Source organism: Streptomyces sp. NPDC005302 (genome assembly GCF_040607345.1).
GTDB lineage: Bacteria > Actinomycetota > Actinomycetes > Streptomycetales > Streptomycetaceae > Streptomyces.
Map to the genome: position 1 here is coordinate 384,780 of NZ_JBEXGN010000004.1, position 25,498 is coordinate 410,277.

Here is a 25,498-nt window from a genome sequence, read left to right on the forward strand (position 1 = left end):
GACCCGCCCGCGCCCCCGTCACCCGGTCACCCCGTCACTCGGTCACGCCGTCACCCGGTCACCCGGTCCGCGACCTGAGCGGTCCGGGCTGTCCTAGACCCCCTCGGGCGGCGGCCAGGCGGCGCCCCAGTCCGTGTCCCGGGCCGCCTTGTAGAGCGGGCCGTGGCGTTTGGTCACCGTCTCGCGGCGCAGGGACTCGTCGGGCTCGCACAGGTCGAGCAGGACCTGGCCCTTGCGGATCTGCGGCCTGCGCACGATGCGGGCGGGCGCCGGCTCGGGCGGGAAGCGGGTCGCGGCGACGTAGCTGAACTTCTCGTCCTCGTAGGGCAGGGAGCCGCCCTTCACCTGGCGGTGCAGGGAGGAGCGGGCGACCCGGGCGGAGAAGTGGCACCAGTCCTCGCCGGGGACGATCGGGCAGGCGGCGCTGTGCGGGCAGGGCGCGGCGACGTGGAAGCCGGCGCCGATCAGCCGGTCGCGGGCGGCGAGGACACGGGTGTAGCCGTCGGGTGTGCCGGGCTCGATGATCACGACGGCCTGCGCGGCGCTCGCGGCGGCGTCCACGACCGAGGCGCGGTCGCCCTCGGTCAGTTCGCCGAGCACGTAGGAGACCGTGACGAGATCGGTGCTCTCGATGGTGAGCGCTGCTCCGATCCGGGAGCGCTGCCACGCGGCGCCGCTCAGCTCGGGATTGGCCGCGGCGATCTCCCTGCCGAGGGCGAGCGCGGGCTCGGCCCAGTCCAGCACGGTCACCGGGCGAGAGCCCTCCCAGGTGGCGTTCACCGCCCAGGTCGCCGCGCCCGTTCCGCCGCCGACGTCCACATGGCTTCCCGGTGCCCAGCCGGGCACCGCGTCCGCGAACGCGTCCAGCGCCGCGCAGACCGCCTCGAAGGTCGCGGGCATCCGGTACGCGGCGTACGCCGCCACGTCCGAGCGGTCCCGCAGGATCGGCGCGTGGGTCGGGGTGGTCCCCCGGTAGTTCACGATCAGCCGCTCGACCGCCTGCGCGGCGGCCTTCGGCGGCAGACCGTCGAGCAGCCCCGCGAGGGCGCTGCGCAGGGTGTCGGCGGTGGGTACGGGGGCGTTCACGGGCCCGATTCTCTCAGGTGCGGCGTGTCGCCCGTGGCACGGGCGGTCTTCCTTCCCCGGGGGGTGCGGTCCTTGGGCCTCCGGCCCGGACCTCTCCCGCCCACGCACCACCCGTGACTGTCACCCGACAAGTCCGGCTCGCCCGTGGGGCCTCCGCGCCGTTCGCGGCGTGCGGAAGCGAAGCGGTCATGGGCCCCATGGGCCCTTCCCCCGTCCGCGTCGCGTGGAAGCGGCTCGGCGTCCGGTCATGCCCCCGCCGGGCTCACGTGCCGCGTACCGCTCGGCGCAGCCGGGTGGCCGCCGCCGCGCGCGGCGCGTTGTCCGCCGGGCGGCGGCGCGGGTGGACGGTGTTGGCGAGCAGGACCAGGAAGGTGCCGGTCACCGGGTCGAGGACCAGGGACGTGCCGGTGAAGCCGGTGTGGCCGGCCGCGCCGCCGCCCGCGAGGGCACCCATGAACGAGGGCTGGTCGAGGGCGAACCCGAGGCCGGGCGGGGTCAGGAGGAGTTCGACGAAGTCGGGGCCGAGGATGCGCGCGGGACCGTAACTGCCGCCCGCGAGCAGGGTGCGGCAGAAGACGGCGAGGTCGCGGGCGGTGGAGAAGAGGCCCGCGTGGCCGGCCACGCCACCGAGCGCCCAGGCGTTCTCGTCGTGCACGACGCCGCGCAGCATGCCCCGGTCCGCCTTGCCCCAGGGGCGGCGCTGGTCCTCGGTGGCGGCGGCGCCCGGGCAGGGGCCGAAGGCGGTCGCGTTCATCCCGAGCGGGCGGGTGATGCCGTCCCGGACGAGGACGTCGAGGGACCGCCCGCTGACCCGCTCCAGCACGAACTGCAGCAGCAGCAGGTTGAGGTCGGAGTACCGGTACAGGCCGGGCTCGGACGAGGGGCCCTCGGCCCGCAGCATCGCCAGCCGGGTCGCGTCGTCCGGGCAGTCGTACAGCGGGAGTTCGGGGCGCAGCCCGGAGGTGTGGGTGAGCAGCTGCCGTACGGTCACGCCGTGCTCGCGGGCACCGCGGAACTCGGGCAGGTAGGCGCCGACCCGCGCGTCGATGCCGAGGGTGCCGCGCTCCAGCTGCTGCACCGCGGCGACCGCCGTGAACAGCTTGGTGATCGAGGCCAGGTCGAAGGGCGTGAAGACGGTCGCCGGCACACGTGCCCCGGCCGTCAGCTCGGTCCCGGCGTCGGTCTTCTCGTCGTAGGCCGCGTAGCGGACCGCCCACCCCGCCGCCTCCTCGACGGCGATGACCGGGCCGCGCCCGGCGACCAGCACGACGCCCGCCGCCCACGGGTCGGGCCCGGTGGTGAGGGCGCGGACCTCGCCGGCGAGTTGTCGCAGCTCTCCTGCGTCGAGTCCGGCGCGTTCCGGTGTGTCGATCCGCAGTCTCGGTGCGCTCAGCTGTCCGCCGCCTTTCCGTCCGGTGTGTGCCCCGTGCGCCGGGGACGGCACAGTCCCACGAAGCAGGCGACGGCCACCAGTACGGCCGCCAGTTGGACCACGGCCATCGGGACGGCGGTGTGCTCGCCCGCGATGCCGACGAGCGGTGAGGCGACCGCGCCGATGAGGAAGGAGGTCGTGCCGAGCAGCGCGGAGGCGGAACCGGCCGCGTGCCGTACCCGCATGAGGGCGAGTGTCTGGGTGTTGGGCAGGGCGAGGCCCATCGCCGACATCAGCACGAACAGCGCGGCGGACACCGGTACGAGTCCGACGTCGCCGAGGACGCCGGTGGACATGAGGAGCAGGGCGGTCGCGGCGAGGACGACGAGGGCGAGGCCGGTGGCGAGGACCTTCTCCAGCGGGACCCGGCCGACCAGCACCTTGCCGTTGATCTGGCCGGCTATCACGAGGCCGACGGAGTTCACGCCGAAGAGCAGGCTGAAGGTCTGCGGGGAGGCGCCGTAGATCTCCTGGATGACGAACGGGGAGGCGGAGATGTAGGCGAACAGGGCCGCGAAGGTGAAGCCGCCGGCGAGCATGTAGCCGGCGAAGACCCGGTCGGCGAGCAGTCCGCGCATGGCGTGCAGCGCCTCGCCGACGCCGCCCACGTGCCGGTCCTCGGGCCGCAGCGTCTCGGGGAGCTTCGCCCAGACGACCGCGGTGAGCGCGATGCCGACGGCGGTGAGGACGACGAAGACGCCCCGCCAGTCGGTGACGCGCAGGATCTGTCCGCCGATGAGCGGCGCGACGACCGGGGCGACCCCGGAGATCAGCATGAGGGTGGAGAAGAAGCGGGCCATGGCGTCGCCGTCGTACAGGTCGCGGACGACGGCCCGGGCGATGACGATGCCGGCCGCGCCCGCGAGCCCCTGGGCCAGGCGGAACGCGACGAGGAGTTCGATCGTGGGGGCGAACGCGCACAGCACGGTGGCGAGGACGTACACGGCGAGTCCGGAGAGCAGCGGGCGCCGGCGGCCCCAGCGGTCGCTCATCGGCCCGACGACGAGCTGGCCGAGGGCCATGCCCGCGAGGCAGGCGGTGAGCGTGAGCTGCACCGTCGCCGCGGGCGCGTGCAGGGATCCGGTGACCTCCGGCAGCGACGGGAGGTACATGTCCATCGCGAGCGGGGGTGTGGCGGTGAGTCCGCCGAGGACGAGGGTGACGAGGAGTCCGGTGCGGCCCGTCGTGCCCGGGCCCGCGGCCGGTCGCGCCATCCGCTCCCTCCGACCGCGGCCGGGCCGGGGTTCGCGGGCGGGCACCGTCACGGTGTCCGCGGTGTCCGGGGCGGTCGCTGCGGTCGCTGCGGTCGCGTCCGGTATGTGCCCGTGCGGGCTCCCCTGTTCCCGCGTGGTGCGGCCACGCTCGGGCATGTGCCCCTCCCTCTGCCAGTGGTGCGCCCCCTATGCTCTCAGTTCGAACAGAGTGTTCGGGGTCACAGATCGAGGTGCGGGCATGACGGGCGAGCGCGAACGCGTGCGGTGGGGGATTCTGGCGACCGGCGGGATCGCCGCGGCGTTCACGGCGGACCTGGTGGACATGCCGGACGCCGAGGTCGTGGCGGTCGCCTCGCGGACGGACGCCTCGGCGAAGGCGTTCGCGGAGCGGTTCGGGATTCCGCGGGCGTACGGGGACTGGGCGTCGCTCGCGGCGGACGAGGACGTCGACGTCGTGTACGTCGCCACCCCGCACGCGGCACACCGGCAGGCCGCCGGGATGTGTCTGGAGGCGGGGCGCCATGTGCTGTGCGAGAAGGCGTTCACGCTGAACGCGCGGGAGGCGGACGAACTCGTCGCCCTGGCCCGGCGGCACGACCGCTTCCTGATGGAGGCCATGTGGATGTACTGCAATCCACTGGTCCGGCAGCTGAAGGCGCTCGTCGACGACGGTGTGATCGGTGAGGTGCGCACCGTGCAGGCCGACTTCGGACTCGCGGGACCGTTCCCGCCCTCGCACCGGCTGCGGGACCCCGCGCAGGGCGGCGGCGCGCTCCTCGATCTCGGCGTCTATCCGGTGTCGTTCGCACAACTGCTGCTCGGGGAGCCCTCGGACGTCGTCGCGCGAGCGGTGCTCTCCGAGGAGGGCGTCGATCTCCAGACGGGTGCACTGCTCTCCTGGGAGAGCGGCGCTCTCGCCTCGGTGCACTGCTCCATCAACGGCGGTACCCCGGTGGCCGCGTCCGTGACCGGTTCCGAGGGCCGCATCGACGTCCCCGACGGTTTCTTCTTCCCGGACCACTTCGTGGTGCACCGCGACGGCCGCGAGCCCCAGACGTTCCGTGCGGAGCCGGCGGCGGGCCCCCGCAACAGCCTGCGGCACGAGGCCGCCGAGGTGATGCGCGCGCTGCGGGCCGGCGAGCGGGAGTCCCCGCTCGTCCCGCTGGACGGCACGCTCGCCGTGATGCGGACGCTCGACACGATCCGGGACCGCGTCGGCGTCCGCTATCCCGGCGAGGCCGGCGGACCGGACGTCAGGCCGGCTTGAGCCCCTGGTCGCCGACCTCCGTCACGAAGGACGCGGCCGTGGTGACCGGCGCCCCCGGGGTCGTCACCGCCGACACGGTCCTGAAGTCGGCCCGCGCCTCTTCGCGGCCCAGCTCGACGGTCACGTAGCCGCGCCGCCCGTTGTAGAACTTCAGGTGCGGGTTGGCCTGTGTGTAGGTGGCCCAGTTGGCGGGCCGGTCGGCGCCGTCCTTGCCGCTCGTGATCGAGGTGGCGACGATCTCCGTGCCGAGGACCGCCGACGCGGGGTCGTCGAAGTCGTCGAGGATGTCGAAGGCGTACCCCACGTGCACGTCCCCGGTGAGCACCATCAGGTTCTCGGTCCCGGTGGCCCGGGCGCCCGCGAGGATCCGCTGCCGCGAGGCCCGGTAGCCGTCCCAGGCGTCCATGGACACCTTGGCGACCGGGTTCAGGTCCAGCTTGCGCTGGGCGAAGGTGACCTGTTGCGGTACGACGTTCCACAGCGCCCGCGAGTCCCGCCAGCCGTCGATCAGCCAGCGTTCCTGCGTCGCGCCGGTGATGGTGCGCGCCGGGTCGTCCGACTCGGGCCCGGGGACGTGCGAACCGTCGCCGTAGGCCTGGTCGGAGCGGTACTGGCGGGTGTCGAGGATGTCGAACTGCGCGAGCCTGCCCCAGCCCAGCCTGCGGTAGAGCTGGGCGTCCGGGCCGACCGGGAGCTGCGCGCGGCGCAGCGGCTGGTTCTCCCAGTACGCGCGGTAGGCGGCGGCGCGGCGCAGCAGGAACTCCTCCGGCGGGTCGTCGTTCTCGTCGATGTCGTCCGCGTAGTTGTTCTCCGTCTCGTGGTCGTCCCAGGTGACGGCGAAGGGGTGCGCGGCGTGCGCGGCCCGCAGGTCGGGGTCGGACTTGTAGAGGGCGTACCGCAGGCGGTAGTCCTCCAGCGTCGTGGTCTCGTGGTTGAACAGGTCCGGGAGCGTCCGGTCGGTGTAGTTCCGGGCGCCGCCGACGGAGCTGACGGCGTACTCGTAGAGGTAGTCGCCGAGGTGGAAGACGACGTCGACGTCCTCCTCGGCGAGGTGGCGGTACGCGGTGAAGTAGCCGTCGTGGTAGGCCTGGCAGGAGACGGCGGCCAGGGTGAGCGCGGAGACACGGGCGCCGGGGGCGGGCGCGGTGCGGGTGCGGCCCGTCTCGCTGATCCAGCCGCCGACCTTGAAGCGGTAGTGGAACACCCGGTCGGGGGCGAGGCCGCCGACCTCGACGTGCACGGCGTGGTGGTACTCGGGGTGTGCGGTGGCGGTGCCGCGCCGGACGATCCGGCGGAAGCGGTCGTCGTGCGCCAGTTCCCAGTGCACGGTGACGCGTTCGGCGGGCAGGCCGCTGTCGGGCTGGTACGGGGCGGGCGCGAGCCGGGTCCACAGGAGCACCGAGCCGGGCAGCGGGTCGCCGGAGGCGACACCCAGGGTGAACGGGTTCTGGGTGATTCTCGCCGCGTCGAGTTCGGTGGCGCTCGCCGTGCCGGCGGCCGGCAGGTCGACGGCGAAGGCGAGCGCGGCGGCCGCGCCGGTGACGGTGAGGAAGCGGCGGCGCCCGATGTGACGCGCCACGGCGCGGAGTTCGGGGGCGTGCTGCGACGGATGCTGCTGGGCTGCGGGTGTCATCTGGCCCTCCCCTGACGGTGGTGGTACACGGCATTGGAGTGGTCAGGATCGACGGTGGCTTGGCGCGTACACAACAGGGACATGGCGGGGGGATGAGTTCCGGATGTCGGCCCCGTCACCAGCCCCTCCCGTACGCTGCGGGCCCATGAACGCCATGAATCCCCTGAATCCCCCGGCGACGAAGACCGCGGTGGTGACCGGAGCGGGCTCCGGCATCGGCCGCGCGGTGGCCGCCGAACTGCTGCGCGCCGGCTGGTCGGTGGCGCTGGCCGGGCGCAGGACCGAGACCCTGGAGGAGACCGCGGCCCTCGTGCCCGGGGCACCCTCGCTCGCCGTCCGCACGGACGTCTCGCGCCCCGACGAGGTGGCCGCCCTGTTCACCGCCGTACGCGACCGGTTCGGGCGGCTGGACCTGCTGTTCAACAACGCCGGGACGTTCGGCCCCGGCGGGGTGCCGGTCGAGGAACTGCCCTACGACGCCTGGCGGCACGTCGTGGACACCAACCTGAACGGCGCGTTCCTGTGCGCGCAGGCGGCGTACCGGCAGATGAAGGAGCAGGACCCGCAGGGCGGCCGGATCATCAACAACGGTTCGATCTCGGCACACACGCCCCGGCCGCAGTCGGTCGCGTACACCGCGACCAAACACGCGCTGACGGGCCTGACCAAGTCGCTGTCCCTGGACGGCCGTCCGTACCGGATCGCCTGCGGCCAGATCGACATCGGCAACGCCGCCACCGACATGACGGAGCGGATGCGGACCGGGACGCTCCAGGCGAACGGGGAGCTCGCGGTCGAGCCGGTGATGGACGTGGCCGACGTGGCCCGCACGGTGCGGCACATGGCCGAGCTGCCGCTGGAGGCGAACGTGCAGTTCGCGACCGTGCTGGCGTCCGCGATGCCCTACGTCGGTCGCGGCTGACCCGCGGCCGGGCGCGCCGTCCGGTACGGGGCGGCCCGCCCTCTGCGTACGCGGGAAACGGGGCGGGCGTTCACCGCATCTGGTCAAGTTCTCAACTTGCACAAACGGAAGCTGACTCTCCGGACCATAGAGGCCGGTGAAGGGCTTATGCTCAACACCTCCTCCACGAGAGCTTCACACTCGGAGGAAGAGACTTCGGTAGGGCCATCGGTCCGCACCGAGGGGGGAGGTGGCAGTCGCTCCGCGGTCCGGGTGGGGGCGGGCCTCGTGCGAAAGCGCGAGGAAAGCACCGGATCGCGGAGCGGCTGTCCCCGTCAGAGCCGGCACCGCACAGCTGTCAGGGCTGTGCGGTGCCGTGCTGTGTGCCCGCGTACGGGGTGGCCCGGACCCGCGTCACGCAACGCCCATCCCCATCCCGCGGTCAGCGCTTGCGGCGCCATCCCCATCCCGCGGTCAGCGCTTACGCCGACGTCCGCGTCCCTCGGTGGACGTCTCGGCCGGGCCCTCCGCAGGGCGGCGACGGCGGTTGCGCAGCGCCAGCGCGCCACCCGCGAGCAGCACGACCGCTCCCCCGGCCCCGCCGACCAGCCCCCAGGGCGGGCCGTCGCTCTTGGCGGCCGCGGCCGGAGCGCCCGCCGCCGGCTTCGCCGTCGCCTTGTGCGTGGGGGCCGCGCTCGCGCCGCCCTCGCTGAGCGGAGCGACGAGCGTGCCCACCGGTTCGGCGTCCGCGCCGTTCCGGAAGCCCCAGTCCAGCAATTGGGCCGCCTCCTCATAGACGCCGCTGCCGCCGCTCTTGGGGTGCATCACCGTGACGAGGAGGGTCCGGCCGTCGCGCGTGGCGGCACCGGTGAAGGTGTTGCCGGCGTGGCTGGTGTACCCGTTCTTCACCCCGATCAGGCCGTCGTACGTCTTCACGCCCCACGCACCCGTCAGCAGGCGGTCGGTGTTCTGGATCTGGAAGGTCTTCTTGCCGCCTGCCGGGAAGTCGGCCGTCTTCGTTCGGCAGTAGCCGCGGAAGTCGGCGCTCGCGAGGCCGTGCCGGGCGAACAGCGTCAGGTCGTAGGCGGACGACAGCTGGCCCGCGTGGTCGAAGCCGTCCGGGCTGACCACGTGCGTGTCCAGGGCCTGCAGGTCCTTCGCCTTGGCCTGCATCTCGGCGACCGTCGCCGGGACACCGCCGTTCATGTGGCTGAGCACGTGCACCGCGTCGTTGCCGGAGCGCAGGAAGACGCCCTGCCACAACTGCTCGACGGTGTAGGTGATGCCGGGCTTGATCCCGACCAGGCTGGAGCCCGCGGGGACGTCGGCGATCTCGACGTCGGTCACCCGGTGCGTCGCGGTCCGGTCGAACTTCGCCAGCACGGTGTCCGCGAACAGCATCTTCAGAGTGGAGGCGGGCGCGAGGCGCTGGTGCGCACGGTACGAGGCGAGCACCCGGCCGCTCGTGTGGTCCGCGATCAGCCAGGCGCGGGCCGTGAGGTGCTTGGGCAGCGCCGCACCGCCGCTCGACTGGACCCCGGTGCGGCCCAGCCGGGCCCCGCCGATCGTGGTGGCGGCGGACGCGGTGGTCGCCGTCGCGGCGGCGAGCGGCACGGCGGCGGCGAGGCCCAGAGCGGCACGGCGGGAGAGCCCGGAAGAATCACGCATCCCGGGACCGTACAAAGCCGCTCCGCGGGCCCCGACAGCGGGGTGACAAAGGGAAGGGAAGCCGATTGCCAAGGGGCGGCAAAGGCACCGTGGAAAGGTGCGGCGGGCGGCCCGGATCCGGCCGGATCGGGTCGGCTCGGAAAGCGCGGGCCCGCCCGCGCACCGTCCGCCGTCCCACCGGGAGAAGCGCGGAGGGCGGGCCCGCCGACCGTGACCGTCCGCCATCCAACAGGTCTTTCCTGTCAATAACCCCTTTCCTTCTCAGGAATGGGCTGTCTGACCCAAAAATGATGCGGGGCCCGAATTTCTCAGTTCGCGCACATCTGGCACTCAGCCCGGCTCAAAGGTTCCTCCATAGCGTGTGGCCGCGCCCACAGCGGGCGCCAAGAACCTTTGAGGAACGGGATGTTTGGCATCTATCTCAAGCGTGAGCTGAGCCGGCGCAAGAAGGCGGCGCTGGTGATCGCCCTGGGTCTGGCGCTCGGTATCGCGCTGGTCATCACCGTCAACTCGGTGTCGGCCGGTATGCAGCAGGCACAGGACAAGGTCCTGAAGTCGCTGTACGGACTCGGCACCGACATGACCGTCACCAAGGCCCAGGCGGCACCGACGGGGAATTCCTCGGGCCGGCCGAAATTCGATTTCGACGCCAAGTCGGACAGCAGCAAGAGCCAGAGTTCGGACCGGGTGATGACGCAGGGCGGACAGTCCCTGAAGTCCTCTCTCGTCACCCGGGTCGCCGCGCAGAAGGGCGTCGCGAGCGCGGTGGGCGCGCTCAGCCTGAACGTCACCAAGGTCGACGGCTCCTTCACCCAGGGCAAGGCGAAGTCCTCCACCTCGGGCTCGGGGCAGCAGGGCGGACCCGGCGGCGGCCAGAGCGGCGGCACGGCCGCCCCGCAGGTACAGGGCGGCGGAGCCTCCTTCGACGTGAACTCGTACTCCGTCGCGGGCGTCGACGTGACCGACCAGGACCTCGGCCCGCTCGCCACCTCGAAGATCACCACCGGCAAGACCTTCACGGCCGCGCAGAGCGACGCGAAGGTCGCGGTGCTCAGCAAGTCCTACGCCAAGGAGAACAAGAAGACGGTCGGCAAGACCGTCACGATCTCCGGCAAGAAGTACACGGTCATCGGGATCGCGACGCCCGACAGCAGTGAGTCGACCACCGATGTCTACCTGCCGCTGAAGCAGGCTCAGACGCTCGGGGACGCGAAGAACAAGGTCACCACGATCTACGTCAAGGCCACCGACTCGAAGCAGATCGACACGGTCAAGACGGCCATCCAGAAGAACATCTCGGGCACGACGGTCACCACCTCCGCGGACCTCGCCGACACCGTCTCCGGTTCGCTGTCGACGGCCTCGAACCTCGCGACCAGCGTCGGCAAGTGGCTGTCGATCGCCGTCCTCGTCGCCGCGTTCCTGGTGGCGGCGCTGCTCACCTCGTCCGCCGTCTCCCGCAGGGTGCGCGAGTTCGGCACCCTGAAGGCACTCGGCTGGCCCTCCCGCAGGGTGACCCGGCAGGTCGTCGGCGAGTCCATGGTGAACGGACTGCTAGGCGGCGCCCTCGGTATCGCCCTCGGCCTCGGCGCGGCCGCCGTCGTCACCGCGATCAGCCCCAAGCTGACGGCGGAACTCGGCTCCACCGGCGGGAGCGGCATGGGGGGCGGCCCCGGTGGCGGCGGTCCCGGCCGGCAGGCCGCCTCCGCGGCCAAGAACACCGTCGACATCGCGCTCTCGGCGCCGGTCTCGGTCACCACGATCGCGCTCGCCGCGGGCCTCGCCATAGCGGGCGGTCTGATCGCCGGAGCCATGGGCGGCTGGCGTGCCTCCCGGATGCGTCCGGCCGACGCGCTGCGCAGCGTCGCCTGACCTGCCCCGATCCACACCCCTCAGAGCCGGGGCGCCGTGTCCACTCCCCCGGGCCGCGGCGCCCCACCCTTCACCCTCGGAGAACCTCATGTACAAGCTCACCGGCGTCACCAAGCGCTACACGCGGGGCAAGGAGACCGTCGAGGCGCTGCGCGGCGTCGACCTGGCCATCGAGGACGGCGACCAGCTCGTCATCCAGGGCCCGACCGGCGGCGGCAAGTCGACGCTGCTCCAGATGATCGGCGGCCTCGACCGTCCGAGCTCCGGCAGTGTCGAGCTGGACGGCGTGGACCTCGCCTCCATCAGCGAGGCCAGGCTGACCCGGCTGCGCGCCGAGAAGATCGGCATCATCTTCCAGTCCTTCAACCTCATCCCGACACTGACCGCGCAGGAGAACGTCGAGACCGCCCTCGTCCCGCTCGGCGTGAAGCCCGCCGAACGGCGCGAGCGGGCAGCGGAGGCGCTCCGCTCGGTCGGGCTCGGCGAGCGGCTGGCGCACGTCCCGTCCGAGCTGTCCGGCGGCCAGCAGCAGCGCGTCGCCATCGCCCGCGCGCTGGTCAAGAAGCCGAAGGTGCTCCTCGCCGACGAGCCCACCGGCAACCTCGACGAGGGCACCCGCGACGACATCATGGGTCTGCTGGACGGGCTGTGGCACGAGTACGGGCTGACGTTCGTCATCGTCACCCACGACTCGTCCATCGCCCGCCGCGCCCCGCGCCTCGCCACCATCCGGGCCGGCCGGATCACCCTGACCGAGCAGGGCGGAGCGCACCGCGCCGACCAGCGGCAGTCCGCCCGACAGGCCGACGTCACACCGCAGTCGGCGCGGCAGCCGTACGACTCCCAGCCCTCCGCCTCACGGGCGTACGCGGCCCAGGACGCCGCCCCGGTGCCGTCCGCGCATCAGGGCACCCCCCAGGAGCCCTACACGGCGCGATAGTTCGAGTTCGCGCAGGGCAATCGAGCGCTCGGGCGCCCGCACTCTCCCGTGGGCGTCCGAGCGGCCGTTCACCGCCCCAGTACCTGGTCGACCTCGGCCATCTGCGCGGCGGTGAGCGGCCCTTCGGCGATCGCGCCCGCGTTCTCCTCGGCCTGGGCGACCGAGCGGAAACCCGGGATCGGCACGGTCCGGGGACTGCGGGCCCACAGCCAGCCGAGCGCGCCCTGGGTGAGGGTGCGCCCGCCACCGGTCAGGATCTCCCTGAGGGCGTCCACGCGGTCGAGCCACCGCGGGTCGGCGGTGCCCCCGCCGGTGAATCCCGGCAGCCAGGCGGGCGGGGCGCTGCGGATGTCGCCCGCCGCGAGGGTCCGGCCGGGCGTGTGCCGCCCGGTAAGCAAGCCCATCGCCAGGGGACTCCGGTTGATGCTCGCGAGCCCCGACTCCTCGCAGAGCGCGACGAGTTCGGGTGCGTCCTGCAGGACGTTCAGCCGGTGCTGCACGGCCGCGCAGTGCTCGCCCTCGGCGAAGACGGCCGCACGCCCGGGATCGTCGGTGCTCCACGCGTAGCAGCGGATCAGCCCCTCCCTCACGAACTCCTCGCAGGTGTCCCGGAGTTCGGCGGCCCGCTCGGGGTCGGCGTCGGAGAGGTGCAGCTGGTAGAGGTCGATCCAGTCGGTGTCCAGGCGGCGGAGCGAGGCGGTGAGGGCGCGCCGGGCGTACGCCGGGGAGTCGTCGGCGCCGGTGAGGAGCCGGTGGTCCTCGTCGATGACGTTGCCCCACTTGGTGGCGAGGACCACGTCGGCCCGCCGCTTGCCGAGGGCCCGGGCCAGTACCCGTTCGCTGTGCCCCGCGCCGTAAGCGTCCGCCGTGTCGAAGAAGGTCACGCCGAGGTCGAGGGCGCGACGGACGGCCCGTACGGACTCCTCGTCGTCGACCGCGCCCCAGCCGAGCGGCTGCCCGTCCGGGGTCGCCCACTCACCGCCGATGGCCCAGCAGCCGAAGCCGAGGGCGCTCACCTCGATGCCGCTGCTTCCCAGTGTCCTGTTCCCGGAGTTCTCCATGCCCGGGGACGCTAGGAGTTGGAGCGCACGCGAACACAAGCCCTCGGGGCGGGTTTCCCCGGACCCGGCCGGTGTCCCCCGCGCTCAGGCCTGGCCGGTCTCGAAGCGGCTGATCCGGCCGCCGTCGTCCACGGTGAAGGTCCACTTGGTCTTCATCTCGCCCCAGGCGTCGTTGCGGTACCGCACGACGAGGGAACGGCCGCCGGCGGACTCGTTGTCGACGTCCATGTGACCGCGCGAGGAGAAGATCTCCCGGTCGGTCCAGTCGGCGACGTCCCGGTCGGAGCCGTCGTCCGACATGGTGGCGCCGGGCGCGAGGACCGACTGGAACGCGTCACGGTCGTGCGCGTTCACGGCGGAGACGAAGGCCCGGACAGCCGGGTCGCTGAGTTTCGCTACCTGAATCGTCATGGCAAGCAGACTCACACCCGCCCCCGGAGCCCGCCACCCGAACGGCCGCGCGGGAACACCGGACGCGGGTGATCGGTGCGACGGTGGAGACCCGGGAGGGAACCGTTGCCGCTGTCTGCACTGGGAGTCACCGTGACCTGTTTCGACCGGCGTGATCTGGGACTGCTGCTGCTCCGTCTGAGCACGGGCGGCGCACTGGCCGCGCACGGAGCGCAGAAGCTCTTCGGCTGGTTCGGCGGCGGCGGCATCGAGGGGACGGGGGCGGCCATGGAGGCCATGGGCTACTCCCCCGGAAAGGCCAGCGCGACGGCGGCCGGCCTCGCCGAGGCGGGCGGCGGCACCCTGCTCGCCCTCGGTCTCGCCACCCCGGCGGCCGGTGCCGCGGCGGCCGGGGCGATGGCCGGCGCGGCGGCGGTCCACGCGCCGAACGGCTTCTTCGCGCAGGGCGGCGGCTACGAGTACGCGGCGACGCTCGGACTGGCCGCGGCGGGCCTCGCGGTGACGGGCCCCGGGCGGCTGTCCCTCGACCACGCGCTGGGCCACGCCGTGAACCGCGGCTGGATGGTGCCGACCGCGCTCGGCGTCACGGCCGCGGTCACCGCGGTCGTCATCGGCACCCGCAACAGCCGGCTCCGCAAGGCGCAGCAGGGGGAGCAGGAAGCCCTGTTCGAGGAGTAGGAGTCGGCCCGCCCCACCCGGGGGAGGCTGCTCCCATGGCTGACCAGGAGCTGGACGACCCGACCGACGCGAACGGCCCGGCGGGCACCGCCGGCACCACCGCCGGCCCACCGGACGCGGCCCACCCGGCGGCCGCTCCCGCCGGGGCGGACCCCTGGGAGGCGATCGACCGGCTGCACGGCTGGCTCGACGCCAACCGGGCGCACGGCGGCCGGGAGGGCCTGCTGCTGCGGGTGCTGAAGCTGTCGGAGGAGGTCGGCGAGGTCGCCCAGGCGGTCATCGGAGCGACGGGCCAGAACCCGCGCAAGGGCGTGAGCCACACCTGGGACGACGTCCGGTCGGAGCTGTGCGACGTCGTGATCACGGCGATGGTGGCGCTGCGGGAGCTCTCGCCCGACGCGCGCGAGGTCTTCGCGGCCCGCCTCACGTCCGTCACGGACCGCTCACTGCGCCCGGACGGGCCCCCGCGCGCCGCCCCGGCCGCCGGGCCGCCCCCGTCCGACGCGGGCCCCTGAACCGCTCCGCGAACCGGCACTCATCGCTCTCCCCCTCGCCCCTCCCCGCCGGAGTGCGTGATCCGCCGACCCGCCCGCCACGCCTCCACCCCACCGACGAGGCACGGGAGTTGGCGGCCCGCTCCGGAGTCCGTCTTCGACCGCGCCCGCGGCGACCGCAGCTGTTCACCTGTCGGACAGCGCCTTGCCGCCGGGAGTTGGCGGGCGCGGCACAGCCTTCTCGTCGACATCGCGTCGACGAAAGGGCCCCCGTGCAGGACAACGTTTTCCCCAGAGGCCGCCGGACGACCGCCGTGATCGGCGGCGTGCTGACCCTCACGGCCATGGGGCTGGGAAGCCAGGCGCACGCGGCGAGTTACGGCACGCCGAGCCTCTCCCTGTCGGCCGCGTATCTGTCGGGCGCGGTGGGCGCGACCGGCGATCCGACCGTGAACGTGACCGTCGCGCAGAGCGGGGCCGACGCCGGCGCGCTCGCCGTCACCGTCATCAAGAGCAGCAAGACCGCCGTGGCGACGACCACCGACGCCACGGTCACGGGGACGGGCGCCACCCGCAAGGTCGCGGTCGCCGCGCGCGGCCGGGGCTACACGGACCTCACCGTGCAGGTCACCGGGGTCGACGGCAAGAAGGTCACCAAGACACTGCACTACGCCGCCTCGGCCGCCGTGCAACACCCCACGGACACCCGGTACTTCACCGGCTCCAGCGACGCCTCGGCGGCCGTCGACGTCGGTGGCGGCTACGCAATCGTCGCGGACGACGAGTCCAACACGCTCCGCCTGTACGACCGTTCGGCGTCGGGCGCGCCGGTCAAGACCTGGGACTTCGGCTCCAAGGCGGGCGTGTCCAAGGAGATCGACATCGAGGGCGCCACGCGCGTCGGCGACACGATCTACTGGACGGGCTCGCTCGGCAACAACAAGGACGGCGAGTACAAGTCCGACCGCAACACCGTCTTCACCACGACGGTGACCGGCTCCGGCGCCTCCACCGCCCTCACGTACGGCCGTTCGTACAAGAAGCTGAGGGACGACCTCGTCGCCTGGGACAAGGCGAACGGCGACCGCTACGGCTTCGCTGACGGCACCGAGGACGGCCAGACACCCAAGCAGATCGACGGGTTCAACGTGGAGGGCCTGGAGTTCGCGCCGGGCTCGACGACCACCGCCTACCTCGGCTTCCGTGCGCCGCTCGCTCCCGCGGTGCCCGGCGGCAAGGCGCTCATCGTGCCGGTCACCAACTTCGACAAGGTGCTCAGCAGCGGTTCGAAGGCCGTCTTCGGCACGCCGATCGAACTCGACCTCGGCGGTCTGGCGATCCGTGACATCCGGAAGAACGCGTCGAACCAGTACCTGATCGTCGCCGGTTCCTGGGCCGCGGACGACAACTCCGACCCGTACGCGCTCTACTCCTGGGACGGCGACGCGGCGCACGCGCCGGTGAAGCGCCTCGACCTGCCGACCTCGGACCCCGGCGGCTGGGAGGCGATCGTGGACGTCCCCGACCTCTCCGTGCCCGGCGCCCGCGCCCAGCTGATCACCGACGACGGCTCGGCCGACCTGTACGGCGACGGCACCGAGGCCAAGGACCTCGACCACCCGGAGTGGCAGAAGTCCCGGGCGACCTGGTTCACGGTCACCAACTGACGTCGCACGGGAGCCGGTTCACGCTCCGGGGCCGAGGACCGCGCGGGCAACGGCGTGGTCCTCGGGGCCCGCGCTCCCGCGTCCGGCATGGACCCGAGCACGGCCCGCACGGACCCGTGACCCGCAACCCGGGGCACGGGTCCTGGTCGTTTCACCTGCTCGCCCCGGGGGACGGAAATCAGCCGTTCTCCGAGGTGGGACGGGCAACGGGTCCCGCCGTACCGGTCGGCGGGCGCCGAGGGGGCGCTCGCGTCGGACCCGGGTGTCCGGGCGGACCGGCGGACGCGTCCCGGTGCCCGATCGGCCGCCCGGGAGAGGGGCGGCTGCCCGATCGGGCAGCCGCGACTGCCCCACCGGTCAGATGTAGCCCTCGCGCAGGGCGTGGGCCACGGCGTGCGCCCGGTTGCGCAGCCGCAGCCGGGTGGTCAGCCCGTGCATGACGTTCTTGACGGTGCGTTCCGAGTAGGAGAGCTTGCTCGCGATCTCCGCGGTGTCGAGCCCCTCCGCCACCAGGCGCAGCACGTCGATCTCCCGCGGTGTCAGCCCCGACACGGACGCACCGGAGTCGCCGGCCGCCGAGCGCTGCATCGTGCCCACCTGACTCAGCAGCCGCCCGAGCAGGTCGGCCGGCAGATCCCCGTCACCGCGCGCGGCGGCGAGCACGGCCTGCGACAGCCGCTGCGCGGTGGCCTCGTGGCGCCAGACGACCGCGCCGGCGCCGCAGGCGATGACGTCGAGGAGTTCGGCCTCCCGGACGGAGTTCACCACCAGCACGGCCCGGGCGCCCTCGGCGCGGACCAGCCGGCGCAGCCGCGCGAGGGTGGTGGCGTCGGGCGTCTCGCTGATCAGCACGGCCACGGTGTCGGGGCCGGCCTCCGTCTCGTCCCGCAGGTCGATCACCGGGTTGCCGCGCAGCTGACTCAGCGCTCCGGCCCGGGAGATGGGGTCCGAGGTGTGCACCACGACGGGGATGCGGTGCACCGCGCCCGCATGGCCGTTGCCGGTGCCCGGTCCGGATGCCGGTTCCGGGGCCGCTTCGATGCCTGTCGTCCGGCCTGAACTGTGCAACCGCTTCTCCCGAGTCCACGTGCCCTCCGTCGTTGTGGGGTCGGTGACAGAGGGCTGAAATCACACTCCTGTGCCAGGAGAGGTCCGCACAATCGTGGAGGACCACGAGAGGCACCACGAGATCGGCGTGAGCGGATCCACTACGGCGGGAGGCCGGGATGTCCGTACGCGGACCGCTTCGCGAACGCGGGGACGCGCTGGAGCTGGTGGCCGCCGAGGCCGCGCGGGCCCGCAGCGGCACCGGCCGGCTGCTCCTCCTGTCGGGCGCCACCGGCACCGGCCGCACGGCCCTCCTCGAAGCGGCCGCCGCCCACGGGGAGACGCACGGGATGCGGGTCCTGCGGGCCCGCTGCTCCCCGGACACGAACGCGCCCTTCGCGGCGGTGCTGCAACTGCTGTCCCTGGACCAGGACGCCTTGTGGCAGCGGAGCGGACGCGGGCCGGAGGCGGGAGCGGAAGCCGGGCCCCCGGGGGGCGCCGGAGCCGACGTCGGGGCCGGGGCCGGGGTCCGGGTCGAGGTCCGGGTCGAGGAGGGTGCCGGAGCCGGAACCGGAGTGACCGCGCCCGCGCATACCCACTCCCCTGCCGACGCCCACGCCCACGCCCCTATCCAGGACGATGATGGCCGTGCCCATGACGACGGCCGTGCGGCCGCCCGGCTGTGGCGCCTGCTGCTGGCTCACGCGGGCGACGCGCCGCTGCTGGTGGCCGTGGACGACGTCCACCGCGCCGACGAGCGCTCTCGGCAGTGGCTCGCCGCCGCCGCACGGCGGATCGACCGCCTGCCGGTACTGCTGGTGGTGACCGAGCGCACGCAGTACGACGTCGACCCGGCCGGCCCCGGCCTCGCCCACGCGCTCTCGCCCGACCTCGTCCGTACCCACACCCTGGCTCCGCTGAGCGCCGACTCGGCGGCGGAGCTGGTCCGTTCGGCCTTCGACGACGCCCTTCCGGACGCCTGGGTGGACGACTGCGTACGGGCCTGCGCGGGCAGCCCGCTGCTTCTGCACGCCCTCCTGGACGACCTGCGCGCGGTGCCCGGCACGCGCACCCCCGCGCCGGTCCCGGCGACCTGCGCCGCCCTGTACCCCGGCGCGTACCCGGCGGCCGTGGCGTGGTGGCTTGACTGCGCGGGCCCGGCGACCGCCGACGTGGCCCGTTCGCTCGCGCTCGCCACGGCGGACTCCGCCGGCCACGCGCCGTACGCCGACGCGGAGTTGCTCGCCGGGATGGCGGACGCCGACCCCGCACGGGTCCCCGGCTGGCTGACGTCGACGACCCGCCTCGGAGTGCTGCGGCCCTCCCCCGACGGCGGCCACCCCGACTACGCGCATCCCCTCCTCCGGGACGCCGTGTCGAGCGGCTGGCCCGGTGCCCGGCGCCAGGCGGCCCACCGGGCGGCGGCGGAGACGATGATGCGGCGCGGTGATCCGGCGGAGGCGGTCGCGGGGCACGTACTGCGGGCGCCCGCGATCGGTGCCGCGTGGGCGGTCGGCGTGCTGCTGGACGCCGCGTCGGCCGCGGTCCGCGCGGGCCGGCCCGGCGACGCGCCCGCCTTCCTGCGGCGCGCCCTGGAGGAACCGCTGACGCCCGAACGCCGGTCCGCGGTCCTCACCGAGCTGGGTTCGCTGGAGTTCGTGACCGTCCGGCGGGCCGCGGGTATGTCCCGGCTCGCCGAGGCCGTACGGCTGCCGGGCACGCCGCGTGACCGGGTGCGGGCGGCGGTGGCGCTGGGCACGGCGCTGACCGGGCAGGGCGAGACGCGGGCCGCGATCGGCGTACTGCGCTCCCTGGACGAGCAGTTGCGCGACCACCCCGGCCTGGTCCGAACCGTCCGGACGGCCTCGACACTGCTGTCGGACCAGGATCCCGACGTACGGCGGGAGATGTACCGCTGGCTGCGCGAGACCGCGGACCGCTCCCCCCAGTTGGTCGGCACGGCGGGCCGGGCGCTGCTCGTGCGGTATGAGGCGACGGCCGGCCTGACGTCGGCGCAGGCCGCCGTACGACGCGTCCGCGCCCTCCTGGAGGAGCCGTCGGACCCGCTCGGCGAGCCGTTCCTGCTGGGCACGGCAGCCGCCGTCGCCCAGTGGGCCGACGAACTGGACGAGGCGGAACGGCTGGTGGAGCGGGGCCTGGCGGGACAGAGTGCCTCGCTCCTCCATCCGATGCACGCGGCCCTGCTGAACGTACGGGCGGACATCGCGGCGGCCCGCGGCACCCACGAGGACGTCACCCCGGCCCCCCGCCCCGCCGGACCTGCCCGCCGCGCCCCGGGCAACCAGGACGCGCTCGCCGTCCTCGCCCTGGTGGAGCAGGGCCGCACGGAGACGGCCACCACCCTCGCGGACGACTTCGAACTGCGGGACACCCCCGGCTCCTGGGAGGCGAACCGCTTCCTCTACGCACGCGGAGTCCTCCGAGCGGCCGACGGCGATCCGGGAGGGGCGCTGGACGACTTCCTGGAGTGCGGGCGTCGCCAGTCGGCGCGGGAGGTGCTCAGTCCCGTGGTGACGCCCTGGCGCACGGCGGCGGCGGAGTGCCGGGTGGCCCTCGGCCGCCCGGAGGAGGCCCTCGCGCTGGCGCGGGAGGAGCTGCGCCTGGCCACCGTCTGGAACACGCCCCGCCTGGTGGGCCGTTCGCTGAGCAGCCTCGGGACGGCGACCGGCGGCAGACAGGGCCTGGACCTGGCGGACCGCGCCGTACGGCTGCTCCGCGAGGCACCCGCCGGTACGGAACTCCCGGCCGCGCTGATCGCCCAGGGCCGCCAGCTGGCCGCGGCCGGTGAGCGGACGCGCGCCCGCGAGCCCCTGCGCGAGGCGGCCGAACGCGCGGAGCGCCTCGGCGCGGTCCGCCTGCACGCCCAGGCCCAACAGGCCCTGCGCGGGGCCGGCGCCCGCCGCGCGACGGCGCCCCGCACCGGCACGGACGCCCTCACCCCGAGCGAACGCCGCATAGCCACCCTGGCCGCCAACGGCCACACCAACCCGGAAATCTCCACCCTCCTCCACCTGGCCCGCCGCACCGTGGAAACCCACCTGACCAGCGCGTTCCGAAAGTTGGGGGTGCGGGGGCGGGGTGAGCTGGCGGGGGTGCTGGGGCGGGGGGCGGGCGCGGGCAAATCCCTCAACGCGACAGTGCCGGCCCCGACCACGACGTAGCGGGGCTTCCGGTGAATCGCGCACCATCGGCTGGACGATCGACAGGAGTCGCCTCGCACCCGCGGGCTGCCGGGTCGGTGGCCGCTCGGTGGGAACCGGCCCCACGGTGCGGCCGAGGCAGGGACCACCTGCGCTCGGCCCGGACGCGAAGAGCGGCAGACGAGTCGGGCTGTACGCCGGGTTTTGTACCGCGGGTCCTCGCGGACGTCGCGGCGACGGCCATCCATCTAGGGCCGGCGTTGCCGCCGGCCTCGTGCGGTCTACCCGCGGACTCGGGCGAGCAGCCCTCGAACGTCCGCGCAGGAGCACCGAGGTGCTCCCTCTTGACCTTGCTCCGGGTGGGGTTTACCTAGCCGCCTGAGTCACCTCAGGCGCTGGTGGTCTCTTACACCACCGTTTCACCCTTACCGGGAACCGGAGTTCTCGGCGGTCTGTTTTCTGTGGCACTGTCCCGCGGGTCACCCCGGGTGGCCGTTAGCCACCACCCTGCCCTGTGGAGCCCGGACGTTCCTCGGGAAGGTCCACAAGGACCTCCACGCGGCCGCCCGCCCGGCTCGTCTGCCGTGTCGACCATGGTACCGGCCGGACGGGGCGGCGCGGACCGGCGGCCGCCGTCGCGAGGACCGAGCCCGCCAGGATGAGGGTGAAGGAGACCACCACGGCCGTGGTGAGCGACTCGTCCAGGAACAGCGCGCCCGCGGCCACGGCCACCGCCGGGTTGACGTACGTGATCACCGTCGCCCGCGTCGGGCCCGCCTCCCTGATCAGCTCAAGGAAGGCCACGAAGGCGATCGCCGTGCAGATGACGCCCAGGCCGGCGAGGGCGGCCAGGGCGTGGGCGGAGGGGACCTCGTCGGGGCGGGTGAGGACCGCCGCGGGGGCGTAGACCAGGGCCGCCAGTGCCAGGCACGGGGCCGTCAGGTGGAGCGAGGGCACGTCCTTGAGGCGGCGGGCCGCGATCACCGGCGCCGTCGCGTAGCCGACGACCGTCAGCAGCACCTCCACGAGTGACCGGGTGTCGCCGCCGGTCAGGTGCGGGGCCGTGAGGACCGCGACGCCGGACAGGCCGAGGGCGAGGCCGATGACGCGCCGGGCGCCGAGGCGCTCCGCGTCGCCGAGGAGGCGGGCCGCGGCCACCCCGACGATCGGCACGCCGGCGATCAGCAGGCCGGCGGTGGAGCTGGACAGGTGGCGTTCGGCGTCGGTCAGCGTCCACCACGGGACGACGATCTCGATGCACGCGAAGGCCAGCATCGGGCGCCAGTGGGTCCGTACCGTCCGGGTCAGGCCGCCCCGGCGGATCGCGAAGGGCAGCAGCAGCGCGGCGCCGATCGCGCAGCGCGTGAACACCACCACCGACGGGGACACCTCGTCCACCGCCACTTTGATCATCAGGTAAGGGATGCCCCAGACCACTCCCATCAGGGAGAACAGGAACCAGCCACGTGCAGTCATACGGGCAGTCTCGGGCGCCCGGCGCCGGCCCGTCTTGAACGCTGTTGCGCGGCCGTCGGGACGGGCGCGGCTCCCTGTCGCCCGGGGAGGACGCTCGTGCGGTACGCCGCCGGGGTCACCCCCAGCACCCTGCGGAACCAGCGGGTCAGGTGCGCCTGGTCCGCGAAGCCGACGAGGCCCGCCACCTCGGCGGGGCGCAGCCCGGACTCCAGGAGCCGGCGGGCCCGCTGCACGCGGTGCTGGGCGAGCCAGGCGTACGGGGGTATCCCCTCGGCCGTACGGAAGGCGCGCAGGAGCTGGTAGCGGGACAGGCCCAGGTCGGTCGCGAGGTCCGCGAGGGAGGGCGGCGCCTGGAGCTCGCCGGCCAGGCGGTCCCGTACGACGGCGGCGACGCCCGCCGCGCCCGGGATCTCGTCGCGGTCCGGGCGGGCCGTGGAGTGGCGTCGGACGAGCGCGGCCAGCAGCCAGGGGAAGCGTGACTCGGCCTCCAACGGGTCGGGGCAGGCGCTCAGTTCGGTGTGCGCGGTGCGCAGCGCGGCGGCGAGTGCGGGGTCGTCGAGGAGGGGTTCGCGGAAGTGCGGCGGCGGGCCGACGACGGCCTCGGTGAGGAGCGACGGCTGCGCGTACAGGGCGCGGTAGGCGTAGCCGTCGCAGGCGGCCGGGCCGCCGGTGTGGATCTCGCCGGGTGCGAGGACGACGATGGATCCGGGGACGGCGCGGATGTGGCCGCCGCGGTAGTCGATGATCTCGGAGCCGCCGACGCACACCCCGATGGTGAACTCGTCGTGGGCGTGGGGCGCGTAGCGGTGCCGGTCGAAACGGGCGGTCAGCAGGTCGAGCGGCTGTCCGTCCCGCCCGAGGGTGGCCCGGGTCCAGCGGGCCTCCTCCCGGCGGGTCGGGGGCTGCACCGCCCCGGCGTTGTCCGTCACCGTCCCGTACTCCCCCGTGTCCGTCCGGCGCCGTGTGCCGGTGCCGCTGGGGGGACAACGCGGGCGGGTGCCGATTCCATGCCGGGCGGCGGTCCTCGGTACGGCGACGGGCCCGGGGCGCGGGGCTCTTCCGGCTCCGGCGCGGTCAGGCCGGGGCGAACTCGACCTTCGTCGTGCCCGGGTCGGCCTGTGTGAGGCGGACCCGGAGGCGTTCGCCCAGGGGCAGCGGGGAGGAGCCGCCGGTGATCCGTGCGAAGACTGCCGGGGACTCCAACTGGACTGTTCCGACGGTGGGTTCGTGTTCCTGGACGTCCACCACGCAGCCCTCGAAGAGTTCGCCGACCCGGTCCTTGAGCAGGGCGGCCTCCACGATGTCGACGCACTCGCGCTCGACGGTCCCCGCGCGCCGGCCACCGTCCGCCATCTCCTTGGGGAGGGCGTCGAGAGCCGCGAGGGCCCACTCGGGCGACGTCTTTCCGGCGACGGCCGCGAGGCAGATCTCGGCGGCGTAGCGGTCGACGAGCCGGCGCAGCGGGGCCGTGCAATGCGTGTAGGGCGCGGCGACGGCGGCGTGCGCGGTGACCTCGGGGAGGGCGCCGTCCCGGAAGACGGTGTAGCCGGCGCCGCGCAGCAGGGTCGTGCACTCCTGGAGGAAGGCCGCGTGGTGCGGTTTGTGCGGGTCGAGGGAGCGGATGAGCTGTGCGTAGGAGACGTGGTGCGGCCAGTCGATGCGCAGTGCCCTGGCGGTGCGGCGCAGCCGTCCGACGGCCCCGTCGGGAGCGGCGGGCAGGGTGCGCAGCACGCCCGTGCCGTACGCGAGCATCAGGTCCGCCGCGGCCATGCCGGTGAGCAGGGAGATCTGGGCGTTCCAGCCGTCGGCGGGCAGCGGGGCGCGGTAGGCGAGTTCGTACGTCCCGTCCTTCTCGACGATCTCCTGCTCGGGCACGTTCAGCGAGATGCCTCCGCGCTCGATCTCCAGGGCCTCGCGGAGGGTGCCGACGTCCTTGAGGAGCGCGAGGGGTTCCTCCGCCGTCCCCGCGTCGATCCGCCGCTGCACGTGCGCGTAGTCGAGCTTGGCGCGGCTGCGGACCAGGGCGCGGCGGACGTCGGTCGCCTCCGCGCGCCCGTCGGCGTCGAGGTCGACGGTCCACAGGACGGCGGGGCGGGTCTGGTCCGGAAGGAGACTGGCGGTGCCCTCGGAGAGGCCGGGCGGGTGGACGGGGACCTTCTCGTCGGGGAAGTAGAGGGTCATCACGCGGCGGTGGGCCTCGGCGTCCAGGGCTCCGCCGGGGGTCACGAAGGCGGCCACGTCGGCGATGGCGTACCGGACGCGGTAGCCGCCCTTGTCGCGGCGCGACAGGTGCATCGCCTGGTCGAGGTCCTCGGACGTCGGCGGGTCGATGGTGAACAGCGGGATGTCCGTCGCGTCGTAGGAGGGCAGCCGGGGCGGCTGTGCCGCCTCCGCCAACGCCTCGGCGGGGAAGGTCTCGGGCACGCCGAGTTCCGTGCGCAACGCGCTGAGGGCGGCTCGCAGCGGAGCCTCCGGTGCACCGGTGACACGGACGCGACGGCGAGGCATGGGTCGAGCCTAGGCCGGGGGTCCCGGATGGGCACCCCGAACGCGGCGCCGATCAGGCGCCTCCGAGCCCGTCCGGACGGCCCCGGCACACCCCTTAGGCTGGCGACGGGCCGTTTCCACCGTGAGGAGATCCAACCGTGCTCGTGCTGCTGCCCCCTTCCGAAGGCAAGGCCTCCTCCGGCCGGGGAACCCCGCTCAAGCTGGAGTCGCTGTCGCTGCCGGGTCTCACGGAGGCGCGCCAGGCGGTGGTCGACGAGCTGGCCGAGCTGTGCGCGGCCGACGAGGAGAAGGCGCGCGAGGTGCTCGGGCTGAGCGAGGGGCTGCGCGGGGAGATCGCGAAGAACACCGAGCTGCGGACCGCGGGCGCGCGTCCGGCCGGGGAGATCTACACCGGGGTCCTGTACGACTCCCTCGACCTGGCGTCGCTGGACACCGCGGCCAAGCGGCGCGCGGGCCGTTCCCTGCTCGTGTTCTCCGGGCTGTGGGGCGCGGTGCGGGTGACGGACCGGATCCCCTCGTACCGCTGCTCGATGGGGGTGAAGCTGCCCGGCCTCGGGGCGCTGGGCGCGCACTGGCGTACGCCGATGGCGAGCGCGCTTCCCGAGGCGGCGGGCGACGGGCTCGTGCTGGACCTGCGGTCGTCGGCGTACACGGCGGCCTGGAAGCCGAAGGGCGAGGTCGCGGAGCGGACGGCGACGGTACGGGTGCTGCACGCGCAGGTGGTGGACGGCGTCGAGAGGCGTTCCGTCGTGAGCCACTTCAACAAGGCGACCAAGGGAAAGATCGTCCGGAGTCTGCTCCGTACGGGTACGGCGCCGAAGAACCCCGCCGAGCTGGTCGACGCGCTGCGGGACCTCGGTCACACGGTCGAGGCGGAGGCGCCCGGCCGGGCGGGGCGGCCCTGGGCTCTCGACGTGGTGGTGACGGAGATCCACTGAGAGCCACTCGCCCTCGTTGCATCATGCGCAACGACCTTTGCGCA

18 protein-coding genes, 1 other RNA gene and 2 pseudogenes are annotated in these 25,498 nt (G+C 73.8%); 9 read left to right on the forward strand and 12 right to left on the reverse strand.

Going from position 1 to position 25,498, the window contains the following annotated elements:
• Nucleotides 1-93: 93 nt before the first annotated feature.
• The 3 genes from ABZT74_RS08415 to ABZT74_RS08425 form a co-directional block, all read right to left on the reverse strand.
• The gene (locus ABZT74_RS08415) at nt 94-1,086 is read right to left on the reverse strand and encodes a small ribosomal subunit Rsm22 family protein (RefSeq protein ID WP_356433786.1); all 993 of its coding nucleotides are present in this window, start codon (nt 1,084-1,086) and stop codon (nt 94-96) included.
• A 262-nt stretch (nt 1,087-1,348) separates the two neighbouring features.
• A complete protein-coding gene (locus tag ABZT74_RS08420; protein WP_356165965.1) occupies nt 1,349-2,530 on the reverse strand; it encodes a serine hydrolase domain-containing protein in 1,182 nt (393 codons plus the stop codon).
• On the reverse strand, nt 2,476-3,732 hold the full coding sequence (locus ABZT74_RS08425; protein WP_356433828.1) for a multidrug effflux MFS transporter: 1,257 nt from the start codon (nt 3,730-3,732) through the stop codon (nt 2,476-2,478). The genes ABZT74_RS08420 and ABZT74_RS08425 overlap by 55 nt, the downstream gene beginning before the upstream one ends.
• 238 nt (nt 3,733-3,970) lie before the next feature.
• On the opposite strand from ABZT74_RS08425, the gene ABZT74_RS08430 reads away from it, so the two are divergent.
• Nucleotides 3,971-4,999 carry a Gfo/Idh/MocA family oxidoreductase gene (locus tag ABZT74_RS08430; RefSeq protein ID WP_356165968.1) on the forward strand — a complete coding sequence of 343 codons (1,029 nt, stop codon included), beginning with the start codon at nt 3,971-3,973 and terminating at the stop codon, nt 4,997-4,999.
• Here ABZT74_RS08430 and ABZT74_RS08435 read toward each other — a convergent pair.
• Entirely contained in the window at nt 4,986-6,632 is a 1,647-nt protein-coding gene (locus ABZT74_RS08435; RefSeq protein WP_356433787.1) for an alkaline phosphatase D family protein, read from the reverse strand. The two genes, ABZT74_RS08430 and ABZT74_RS08435, sit on opposite strands and share 14 nt — an antisense overlap.
• A 145-nt stretch (nt 6,633-6,777) precedes the next feature.
• Here ABZT74_RS08435 and ABZT74_RS08440 point away from each other — a divergent pair, with 145 nt between their 5' ends.
• Entirely contained in the window at nt 6,778-7,554 is a 777-nt protein-coding gene (locus tag ABZT74_RS08440; protein WP_355877389.1) for an SDR family oxidoreductase, read from the forward strand.
• A gap of 453 nt (nt 7,555-8,007) precedes the next feature.
• On the opposite strand, the gene ABZT74_RS08445 is transcribed toward ABZT74_RS08440, so the two are convergent.
• Nucleotides 8,008-9,201: a D-alanyl-D-alanine carboxypeptidase gene (locus tag ABZT74_RS08445; RefSeq protein WP_356433788.1), complete on the reverse strand. Its 1,194-nt coding sequence runs from the start codon at nt 9,199-9,201 to the stop codon at nt 8,008-8,010.
• 405 nt (nt 9,202-9,606) lie between these two features.
• Here ABZT74_RS08445 and ABZT74_RS08450 point away from each other — a divergent pair, with 405 nt between their 5' ends.
• Together ABZT74_RS08450 and ABZT74_RS08455 are read left to right on the forward strand one after the other, a co-directional pair.
• Nucleotides 9,607-11,073, forward strand: coding sequence for an ABC transporter permease (locus ABZT74_RS08450; protein WP_355877383.1), 1,467 nt, complete (start codon nt 9,607-9,609; stop codon nt 11,071-11,073).
• Nucleotides 11,074-11,161: 88 nt separating this feature from the next.
• Nucleotides 11,162-11,833, forward strand: a pseudogene (locus tag ABZT74_RS08455) (ABC transporter ATP-binding protein); the annotation flags it as partial.
• Between the two features lie 248 nt (nt 11,834-12,081).
• Here the strand turns inward: ABZT74_RS08455 and ABZT74_RS08460 are convergent.
• Together ABZT74_RS08460 and ABZT74_RS08465 are read right to left on the reverse strand one after the other, a co-directional pair.
• A complete protein-coding gene (locus ABZT74_RS08460) occupies nt 12,082-13,074 on the reverse strand; it encodes an aldo/keto reductase (RefSeq protein WP_356433789.1) in 993 nt (330 codons plus the stop codon).
• 84 nt (nt 13,075-13,158) lie between these two features.
• Nucleotides 13,159-13,485 carry a nuclear transport factor 2 family protein gene (locus ABZT74_RS08465; RefSeq protein ID WP_355877377.1) on the reverse strand — a complete coding sequence of 109 codons (327 nt, stop codon included), beginning with the start codon at nt 13,483-13,485 and terminating at the stop codon, nt 13,159-13,161.
• 132 nt (nt 13,486-13,617) lie between these two features.
• Between ABZT74_RS08465 and ABZT74_RS08470 the strand changes: the two genes are divergently transcribed.
• From ABZT74_RS08470 to ABZT74_RS08480, 3 genes are all read left to right on the forward strand, one after another.
• On the forward strand, nt 13,618-14,163 hold the full coding sequence (locus tag ABZT74_RS08470; protein ID WP_355877416.1) for a DoxX family membrane protein: 546 nt from the start codon (nt 13,618-13,620) through the stop codon (nt 14,161-14,163).
• 35 nt (nt 14,164-14,198) lie between these two features.
• On the forward strand, nt 14,199-14,678 hold the full coding sequence (locus ABZT74_RS08475) for a MazG-like family protein (protein WP_356433790.1): 480 nt from the start codon (nt 14,199-14,201) through the stop codon (nt 14,676-14,678).
• Nucleotides 14,679-15,001: 323 nt separating this feature from the next.
• Complete coding sequence (locus ABZT74_RS08480) at nt 15,002-16,324, forward strand: hypothetical protein (RefSeq protein WP_356166180.1); 1,323 nt, start codon at nt 15,002-15,004, stop codon at nt 16,322-16,324.
• 357 nt (nt 16,325-16,681) lie between these two features.
• Here the strand turns inward: ABZT74_RS08480 and ABZT74_RS08485 are convergent, their stop codons facing one another.
• Nucleotides 16,682-17,305, reverse strand: coding sequence for a response regulator transcription factor (locus ABZT74_RS08485; RefSeq protein WP_356433829.1), 624 nt, complete (start codon nt 17,303-17,305; stop codon nt 16,682-16,684).
• A gap of 245 nt (nt 17,306-17,550) precedes the next feature.
• Here ABZT74_RS08485 and ABZT74_RS08490 point away from each other — a divergent pair, with 245 nt between their 5' ends.
• Nucleotides 17,551-20,553: an AAA family ATPase gene (locus tag ABZT74_RS08490; protein WP_356433791.1), complete on the forward strand. Its 3,003-nt coding sequence runs from the start codon at nt 17,551-17,553 to the stop codon at nt 20,551-20,553.
• Between the two features lie 156 nt (nt 20,554-20,709).
• Here ABZT74_RS08490 and rnpB read toward each other — a convergent pair.
• From rnpB to ABZT74_RS08510, 4 genes and pseudogenes are all read right to left on the reverse strand, one after another.
• An RNA gene (gene rnpB / locus ABZT74_RS08495) (RNase P RNA component class A) lies at nt 20,710-21,110 on the reverse strand.
• A gap of 118 nt (nt 21,111-21,228) precedes the next feature.
• Nucleotides 21,229-22,008: pseudogene (locus ABZT74_RS08500) on the reverse strand (DMT family transporter); the annotation flags it as partial.
• The gene (locus ABZT74_RS08505; protein ID WP_356433792.1) at nt 22,005-22,937 is read right to left on the reverse strand and encodes an AraC family transcriptional regulator; all 933 of its coding nucleotides are present in this window, start codon (nt 22,935-22,937) and stop codon (nt 22,005-22,007) included. The gene ABZT74_RS08505 and the pseudogene ABZT74_RS08500, both read right to left, overlap by 4 nt.
• A 145-nt stretch (nt 22,938-23,082) precedes the next feature.
• Complete coding sequence (locus ABZT74_RS08510) at nt 23,083-24,516, reverse strand: RNB domain-containing ribonuclease (protein ID WP_356433793.1); 1,434 nt, start codon at nt 24,514-24,516, stop codon at nt 23,083-23,085.
• Nucleotides 24,517-24,653: 137 nt separating this feature from the next.
• Between ABZT74_RS08510 and yaaA the strand changes: the two genes are divergently transcribed.
• Nucleotides 24,654-25,454 carry a peroxide stress protein YaaA gene (gene yaaA, locus ABZT74_RS08515; RefSeq protein WP_356165990.1) on the forward strand — a complete coding sequence of 267 codons (801 nt, stop codon included), beginning with the start codon at nt 24,654-24,656 and terminating at the stop codon, nt 25,452-25,454.
• Nucleotides 25,455-25,498 lie beyond the last annotated feature (44 nt).

Coding starts and splice junctions, on each gene's coding strand:
- ABZT74_RS08425 (WP_356433828.1), bottom strand. CDS start 3,732: ATGGCGCGACCGGCCGCGGGCCCGGGCACGACGGGCCGCACCGGACTC.
- ABZT74_RS08430 (WP_356165968.1), top strand. CDS start 3,971: ATGACGGGCGAGCGCGAACGCGTGCGGTGGGGGATTCTGGCGACCGGC.
- ABZT74_RS08435 (WP_356433787.1), bottom strand. CDS start 6,632: ATGACACCCGCAGCCCAGCAGCATCCGTCGCAGCACGCCCCCGAACTC.
- ABZT74_RS08440 (WP_355877389.1), top strand. CDS start 6,778: ATGAACGCCATGAATCCCCTGAATCCCCCGGCGACGAAGACCGCGGTG.
- ABZT74_RS08445 (WP_356433788.1), bottom strand. CDS start 9,201: ATGCGTGATTCTTCCGGGCTCTCCCGCCGTGCCGCTCTGGGCCTCGCC.
- ABZT74_RS08450 (WP_355877383.1), top strand. CDS start 9,607: ATGTTTGGCATCTATCTCAAGCGTGAGCTGAGCCGGCGCAAGAAGGCG.
- ABZT74_RS08460 (WP_356433789.1), bottom strand. CDS start 13,074: ATGGAGAACTCCGGGAACAGGACACTGGGAAGCAGCGGCATCGAGGTG.
- ABZT74_RS08465 (WP_355877377.1), bottom strand. CDS start 13,485: ATGACGATTCAGGTAGCGAAACTCAGCGACCCGGCTGTCCGGGCCTTC.
- ABZT74_RS08475 (WP_356433790.1), top strand. CDS start 14,199: ATGGCTGACCAGGAGCTGGACGACCCGACCGACGCGAACGGCCCGGCG.
- ABZT74_RS08480 (WP_356166180.1), top strand. CDS start 15,002: ATGGGGCTGGGAAGCCAGGCGCACGCGGCGAGTTACGGCACGCCGAGC.
- ABZT74_RS08490 (WP_356433791.1), top strand. CDS start 17,551: ATGTCCGTACGCGGACCGCTTCGCGAACGCGGGGACGCGCTGGAGCTG.
- ABZT74_RS08510 (WP_356433793.1), bottom strand. CDS start 24,516: ATGCCTCGCCGTCGCGTCCGTGTCACCGGTGCACCGGAGGCTCCGCTG.